At 49.5% G+C, this 7,210-nt stretch carries 5 protein-coding genes; 1 reads left to right on the top strand and 4 read right to left on the bottom strand.

Going from position 1 to position 7,210, the window contains the following annotated elements; translation table 11 throughout:
* The 3 genes from IQ235_RS14230 to IQ235_RS14220 all read right to left on the bottom strand — a co-directional run.
* Window positions 1-2,470 (bottom strand): ATP-dependent Clp protease ATP-binding subunit (locus IQ235_RS14230; protein ID WP_264322110.1); only part of this gene is annotated, 2,470 nt, incomplete at its 3' end.
* 324 nt (window positions 2,471-2,794) lie between these two features.
* Window positions 2,795-3,361: a ribosomal protein S18-alanine N-acetyltransferase gene (gene rimI, locus IQ235_RS14225; protein ID WP_264322109.1), complete on the bottom strand. Its 567-nt coding sequence runs from the start codon at window positions 3,359-3,361 to the stop codon at window positions 2,795-2,797.
* 104 nt (window positions 3,362-3,465) lie between these two features.
* Window positions 3,466-5,073 (bottom strand): peptide ligase PGM1-related protein, encoded by a 1,608-nt coding sequence (locus IQ235_RS14220; protein WP_264322108.1) that lies wholly within the window; start codon window positions 5,071-5,073, stop codon window positions 3,466-3,468.
* A gap of 306 nt (window positions 5,074-5,379) precedes the next feature.
* Here IQ235_RS14220 and IQ235_RS14215 point away from each other — a divergent pair, with 306 nt between their 5' ends.
* Window positions 5,380-6,684 (top strand): serpin family protein, encoded by a 1,305-nt coding sequence (locus IQ235_RS14215; protein ID WP_264322107.1) that lies wholly within the window; start codon window positions 5,380-5,382, stop codon window positions 6,682-6,684.
* A 218-nt stretch (window positions 6,685-6,902) separates the two neighbouring features.
* Here the strand turns inward: IQ235_RS14215 and ccsB are convergent.
* Window positions 6,903-7,210, bottom strand: a 308-nt coding sequence (gene ccsB / locus IQ235_RS14210) for a c-type cytochrome biogenesis protein CcsB (RefSeq protein WP_264322106.1), incomplete at its 5' end; no start/stop codon positions are given.

Here is a 7,210-nt window from a genome sequence, read left to right as displayed (position 1 = left end):
GGGCCCCATGGGGCAAATGTTCGCGCTGGTCGGAAGAGAGTACGTTTACCTTGCCATCTTCGTCTACATCCACCACAGCGGTATCGCCGTCCTGGACGCGACCGGAGAGAATCTCCTCAGCCAAGCTATCCTCTAGCAAACGCATGATCGCCCGACGGAGAGGACGCGCCCCGTAGCTGGGATTGTAGCCTTCTTTGACCAACAAATCCTTGAAGCGATCGGTGACTTCTAAGGTAATCCCCTGTTCGGTTAGACGACCGAAGACTTCCTTGAGCAGGATTTCGGAGATTTCCTTGATTTCTTCGACCACCAACTGGCGGAAGACGATAATTTCATCGAGACGGTTGAGGAACTCGGGACGGAAGTACTGTTTGAGTTCTTCGTTGACCAAGTTGCGAATCCGGTTGTATTGAGCTTCCGCTTCGTCCTCGACGGAGAACTCGAAGCCCAGACCGCCGCCACCTTTCTCGATCACCTTCGAGCCGATGTTGGAGGTCATAATCAGCATCGTGTTCTTGAAGTCTACCGTGCGTCCTTTGGCATCGGTCAGGCGACCGTCTTCGAGGATTTGCAGCAGCATGTTGAACACATCGGGATGTGCTTTTTCGATTTCGTCGAATAGCACCACGGTGTAGGGACGACGGCGAACGGCTTCGGTGAGCTGACCGCCTTCGTTATAGCCGACATATCCCGGCGGCGAACCGATGAGTTTGGAGACGGTGTGACGCTCCATGTACTCGGACATATCCAGGCGAATCATCGCATCTTCCGAGCCGAAGAAGTAGCCAGCTAACGCCTTGGTGAGTTCGGTTTTACCGACTCCAGTGGGGCCGGAGAAGATGAAACTGGCGATCGGGCGGTTGGGACTCTTGAGACCGACGCGAGCGCGACGAATGGCGCGGGAGACGGCTTTGACAGCTTCTTCTTGACCGATTAAGCGCTGGTGGAGAGTATCCTCCATATGCAGCAGCTTCTCGGACTCGGATTCCGTGAGCTTATTGACCGGAACCCCCGTCCAACTCGCAACGATGTGGGCGATGTCCTCTTCTGTTACGTGAGGTCCTTCGTTGGCTTCGTCCGTCGCCTCCGCTTTCTTGTTGCTAGCGATCGAGCGAATTTCGGTTTTGATTTCCATTTCCCGATCGCGCAATTCTCCAGCTCGATCGAAGTCTTGGGAACGCACCGCCTCATCTTTTTCTTTGAGGACTTGACGCAATTCCTTATCCAACTCTTTGGCTGCTGGTGGCAACTGGGAATTGATCAACCGAACCCGCGAACCCGCTTCGTCGATTAGGTCGATCGCCTTATCGGGTAGGTAGCGATCGCTGATGTAGCGATCGGACAATTTGGCAGCCGCTTCGAGGGACTCATCCAAAATTTTCAGCTTGTGGTGTTGCTCGTAGCGTTCCCGCAAGCCGTAGAGAATCTCGATGGTTTCATCCACCGTCGGTTCGCCTACCATCACCGGCTGGAAGCGGCGCTCTAGAGCCGCATCTCGCTCGATATGCTTGCGATACTCATCGAGGGTGGTCGCGCCGATGCACTGGAGTTCGCCGCGAGCCAGAGCGGGTTTGAGAATGTTAGCCGCGTCGATGGCGCCTTCTGCTGCTCCAGCACCGATCAGGGTATGAACTTCATCGATCACCAGAATCACGTTCTGGCAAGAGCGAATCTCATCCATGATTTTCTTGAGACGCTCTTCAAACTCACCTCGGTACTTGGTTCCGGCAACCAGCAAGCCGATGTCGAGGGTGACAACCCGCTTGTCTTCTAAAATATCGGGAATATCGTTATTCGCAATCCGCTGAGCCAAACCTTCGGCGATCGCAGTTTTACCCACCCCAGGTTCGCCAATCAAAACGGGGTTATTTTTGGTTCGGCGACCGAGGATTTGAATCACCCGCTCGATTTCCTTCTGGCGACCCACCACCGGATCGAGCTTGCCTTCAGAGGCCATTTGAGTCAGATTGGCACCAAACTCATCGAGCGTGGGCGTTTTGTTGCGACCGCCACCACCACCGGCTGGAACTTCGGTCGTTTCGCCAAGCATCCGAATGACTTGGGTGCGAACTTTCGACAGATCGACTCCTAAGTTTTCGAGTACGCGGGCCGCGACCCCTTCGCCTTCGCGGATTAAACCCAGTAATAAGTGCTCTGTTCCGATATAATTATGTCCGAGCTGACGCGCTTCTTCTAGAGATAACTCCAGCACGCGCTTGGCTCTAGGAGTAAAAGGAATTTCAACAGCGACAAATCCCGAACCCCGACCGATAATTTTTTCAACTTCAATCCGAGCGTCTTTGAGATTGACTCCCATCGACTTTAAGACTTTTGCTGCGACCCCGGTGCCTTCGCCGATCAAACCCAGGAGGATTTGCTCGGTACCGACAAAATTATGTCCCAGGCGGCGAGCTTCCTCCTGGGCGAGCATAATTACCTTAATGGCTTTTTCTGTAAAGCGTTCAAACATGGTGCGTTTCCATTACCGAACAGTTTTGAAGACGGAGCTAACGACCTGCTACCTACCCATCAATTGAACTTAGCATAGCAAACCTCATGGGGTTCGTGCTATCGGGAGTACGCCCCCAACCGAACTTCATCGGATCGGTCGAAGTGCTGTATCGATAACTACATCGATCGAAATATCGGGAAAATTTGTGAATTTCGATCGATGATGGTTCGATTTGTCGGGAACTGTCTAAATCTAAAATCTCCCATCAAAATTCTCAGAATACTCGTTCTGGGCCAATTCCTTTATCTTCAACAATTCAAAGGGTGCGAAGTCAATCTTTTTCTACTCGATAAAAACCCAATTTTTCGATCGAGTTCGATGGTGAATTTGCTGCTTCCAAGTCATCAATGTTGTTTCAAACTGGGGGTGTTGCAATCCACCCCTCCACAGAATCAAAGCATCTTCACCGGTATCGGCATAGTAACCCCGCCGTCGTCCGGCTTCTTGGAAACCGAATTTTTGGTATAGGGACAATGCGGCATGGTTCGAAGCGCGCACTTCTAATGTGGCTTGTTTGAGTCCTCGTCGCCACGATGTCTGTAATAACGTCACGAACAGGGCCGTCCCCAATCCTCGTTTTTGGTAGCCGGGGCGAACGGCAAGTAGGGTAATATGAGCTTCATCAACGATCGCCCAGACACACCCCAATCCGATGAGGGTGGGCGTTAAATCACGATCTCCATCTGAAGAACTCGTTGCCACCGAGACCACCAACAAATCGCTATTGGGACTATCGAGTTCTCGCGTATAGCCCTCCAATGTCCAAAGTCCACCAAAACAGAGGTCATCGAGTTCGACAACGGCGGGGAGTAAGTCGGCTGTCAGGGGTTGGATTTTGAAGAGGTTCACCGCTAGTTATAAATGCGAGAGAGCGCGTGAAATATATTGTGCCATCGACGAATACTTAAAGCGTAGAATTGAGAACCCGCCAGAGACTCGAACGGTTAAAATGCCTACCACCTCATTGGGTTGACCGAAACATTTGCCTGTTGGGTAGAAGTCGCTCGATCGACATCGCTTGTATCTTCCGATCCTATTTTCGATCGAGTTTCCGCATCCAAAGTTTGCTCGACGCAATCGTAAATTTCCTGGGCTTGTCGAAGTGAGTTGCCCACGCAGGTCAATCCTAACTTGCCAAATTCCGAGAGACAACCGATTAGATGAAACACCGTTCCTGTCTCCGTACTGCTATCGAAATGCAAACGATGACAAGCAATAATGTCCATCAAGTCTTCAGGCAACAATCCTCGATAGGTCGGTTTTTGTAAATTATCCGAGGCAATATAATATTTCGGTTGTTTTTGCTGGCTGTAAAATAGACCCGTTGCCGCGTCGTAGCGTCCGTTCGTTAACAGTTTCAGGGTCATCAATGGATGTGTGGTGCCCCCCTTGCGAAGGTTGATTTCGATCGCCTGTATATCCCACGACTTATCCTCTTGGCGAACGGCAACAAAATCGACTCCAAACCGTTCGAGAACTCCTTTTTTCGCTAAATTCTCTCCCACTTGTCTCCCCAATTCTTGCAGTTGCAGTCGATAGGCTTCATCGGCAGGGAACCGACATCCCAAATAAACCTGACCGTCAGCACCGCCTAAAATTTGGTCGTGAGTAGAGAGAATTTCTACATTTCCAAGGGGTGTCACTCGTCCTTGAACGCTCGGCGATCGCTTTTCGGATCCTTCCACAAACGCTTCGACGATCGCACCCAACTCGGGAATTCGGCTCGAAAAATTCGCCCAAGTTTCGTTCGCGGCTTGAAACCGCAGGGATTCAAAGCGATCGCGAATCGCCGCCACCCGATTGTTGGGGGGAACATCCTCTACTGGTGGCAAGTGCAGCACTGCATTTCCCTCCCCCGAAAAACCTTCGTTGAGCTTGACGACGATGCGCTGTAACGTCGGTTGCCTTTCCCAGAGTTGTGCTGCTGCCTCGGCGAGTTCCTCTGCCGTCTCGATCGACAGGCTTCCGTCGGGATGGGGAATTCCAGCTTCACCAAAAATCTGCCGACTGCCGCTTTTCGTTCCCCAGTACAGCAAGTCCGGATCGGAAGCAAGTAACGGAATCTCCAAGTGCAAGGACAAATTTCGCTCTAAATGAGTCGAGTTGTAGCAAATCATGTAGGATTTATCCGGGCGCAAAGCTTTTCGGATGCGATCGAGCAGGCGGGGGCGTTCTAAAATTTTCTGGGTGAGAGATTTTGGGGAGGCATCGTAGGTGGAAAAGAGTAACAGGCGATCGCGTGCGTGGGAGAAGGGTACGCCGGGAAGAGATTGCAGATAATAGTCAATGACGATGGACGGCAGAGGTTGAGAGGTAATGTAAATAAGCCGAGTTTGAGGATTCCACAGGCGAATTAGGGAAAATAGCAGCCGTTCTTCGTAGTGGTGTACCCCTTCAACTTTCAACATTTCTTGGGGATCGAGAGAAAGGGAAGGAATGACTAAAATATCATGGTCGTTGCAGTCAAATCGATCGATGGTTTGCCAGCGCTCGCGCAACTGAGCCTGTAGCTGGCGAAATCGCTTGGATTGTGGCGCGGAAAATTGGGGAGATGCTGCCATTGAATCTGCTCGGCGAGAATAAATAGAGCGCAAATGCGATTGTAGGCATTAGAGCTTAAATTTGGCGGGAATTGTTATATTTATTTGGCAACGCTCGCCTCAACCAGACGATCGCACCAGCGTCTTCGAAGATCGCGGCCTAGACAAAACATAAAGGTTGCGGGTTCAGGTCGGATGTAAGGTGTAGGGTGTAAAACAACGACAGACCCAATGAACGTTATGGATACTGTCCAGCCGATGGATGGTTGGCGACTGAGGGAAATCGGGGAGAAGAGAATTGTGACAAATCGAGTGCGTATCTATGAGATGAAACAGAAATTATGTGAGCATCTGAAAATATTCTCGATTTGTGGAATTGCGATCTTGAGTTTGACGGCAATCGGGTGTATTGACGATTCGACCGTCCATTCCCCTGATGTTAGTGATTCTGAGGATATTTCTGAAGATACCCCATCTTTCGATTCCCAACCCATCTCCAGTGCCTCGATCGATCCACAGCTTACTGCTGCTAATACAAAATTTGCCGTCAAGCTGTTCTCGCAAATCTACCGAGAACAAAGCGATCGCAATATTTTGATTTCGCCGGCAAGTGTTGCTTTTGCACTGGCCATGACCTACAACGGGGCGAGTGGCGAAACGCAAGCAGCTATGGCTCGAACCTTGGAGTTGCAGGAGATGAGTATCGAGGAGGTGAATAATGCTTATGAGGCACTAAAATCGACGCTTGAAAACTTAGATGAAAACGTACAATTGGCAATTGCAAATGCACTTTGGGCAAATTTAGGAATTGATTTTAATGCGAAGTTTCTAAACGATACTCAGAAATTTTACCAAGCCGAAGTCACCGAAATCGACTTCGATCGAGCCAATGCTCCCGCAACGATTAATAACTGGGTAAAGCAAAATACGAAAGGGAAAATCGATAGCATTATCGATCGCATTCCTCCCGACACCATTCTGTTTCTAATTAATGCCATTTATTTTAAAGGAGACTGGAGCAAGCCGTTCGAGCGCGAGGCGACGACAGAACAAACCTTTACCTCTATTAATGGCAATCAAAAGCAACATCCTTTGATGTCGCAAACTGGAGACTATCAGTATCTAGAAAATAAGCTCTTTCAAGGTGTTAGCTTGCCCTATGGAAACGGACAATTTAGTTTTTATATATTTTTACCGAAAGAAGACATTAAATTATCTCAAGTTGTTGATGGCTTAAATGACTTAAGTTGGGAAACTTGGATGAGTGAATTTATTTTAAAGCCGGGTTCGGTTCGAGTTCCCAAGTTTGAGTTAGAGTACGAGATCGTCTTAAACGAAACCTTGAAAACTCTAGGAATGAAAGTCGTCTTCGATCGCGATCGAGCAAATTTTTCAAAAATAAGAACATCACCGCCAAATTTAGCAATCGATCGAGTTAAACATAAAACGTTTATTGAAGTAAACGAGCAAGGAACGGAAGCCGCAGCTTCTACCTCCGTTGGGGTTGTGGCAACTTCAGCTCGAGAGATTCAAGAACCATTTAATATGGTTGTCGATCGCCCTTTTTTATGCGCGATTCGCGAGAACCGTACGGGAACGATCGTGTTTATGGGTTCGATCGTCGATCCGTAATGGCGTGGCAAGCTTCCATAGAATAAGTCACTAATGGGACAAACCACTCGACCTGCACGAACGGCTATAAATTTCCATGAAAAAACCCCCGTCGCACACAGCAGAGCTACGGGGGGAGAGTCTAGCATGCCTATTTCTAGTGTTAGAAATTTTTGAATCCTTTGGTCAAAGAACGTGCAAAGAAATAGACGAGCTACGATAAAGATTCACGGTTTTTCCTAAAAGAACCAACCGTAAGAGTGCAATCCTTTCCCCAGTAGGTTGACCCCCAAATAGCACACCCAAACCACCACGAATCCTGCAGAAGCGAGGATAGCGGGGCGACGACCCTGCCATCCTCGTGTGATGCGGGCGTGAAGATAAGCGGCAAACACTAACCAGGTGATGAGCGCCCAGGTTTCTTTCGGATCCCAACTCCAATAGGTTCCCCAGGCTTCGTTCGCCCAGACCGCCCCGGCAATAATCCCGATGGTCAGCAGGGGAAAGCCCAGTCCGATAATGCGATAGCTGATATTATCCAAGGTAT

Source organism: Zarconia navalis LEGE 11467, from assembly GCF_015207075.1.
Classification (GTDB): Bacteria; Cyanobacteriota; Cyanobacteriia; order Cyanobacteriales; family Geitlerinemataceae; genus Zarconia; species Zarconia navalis.
Note: the sequence above shows the minus strand (reverse complement) of the source record. Positions and strands in the feature narration are given on the sequence as shown.